This is a genomic window from Streptomyces sp. DH12 (assembly GCF_020873895.1).
In the GTDB taxonomy this organism is placed as follows: domain Bacteria; phylum Actinomycetota; class Actinomycetes; order Streptomycetales; family Streptomycetaceae; genus Streptomyces.
On the sequence record NZ_JAHWGT010000796.1, the window covers coordinates 1 to 485 of the forward strand.

1 rRNA gene is annotated in these 485 nt (G+C 59.8%); it reads left to right on the plus strand.

Annotated features, from left to right (window positions below):
- Positions 1-112, plus strand: a 16S ribosomal RNA gene (locus tag LPA54_RS37115); the annotation flags it as partial.
- Between the last annotated feature and the right edge of the window lie 373 nt (positions 113-485).

A 485-nucleotide genomic window follows, 5' to 3' on the forward strand; every position in this document is an offset into this window, starting at 1 on the left:
AGCCGGTGGCCCAACCCCTTGTGGGAGGGAGCTGTCGAAGGTGGGACTGGCGATTGGGACGAAGTCGTAACAAGGTAGCCGTACCGGAAGGTGCGGCTGGATCACCTCCTTTCTAAGGAGCACTTCTCACCAGCTTCGGTTGGTCAGAGGCCAGTACATCGGCGAATGTTCGATGCTGGTTGCTCAAGGGTGGAACGTTGATTATTCGGCACACTCGGGTCTTGTCCTGTCAGTACTGCTTCGGCGTGGAACACAGGATGGGTCGAGGGTGTCGGGCACGCTGTTGGGTGTCTGAGGGTGCGAGCGTTTGTTCGCCCTTCTGCGATGCCGGCCCCAGTGCACTCCGGATGTTGTCCGGGGGTGATGGGTGGCTGGTCGTTGCTTGAGAACTGCACAGTGGACGCGAGCATCTGTGGCCAAGTTTTTAAGGGCGCACGGTGGATGCCTTGGCACCAGGAACCGATGAAGGACGTGGGAGGCCACGA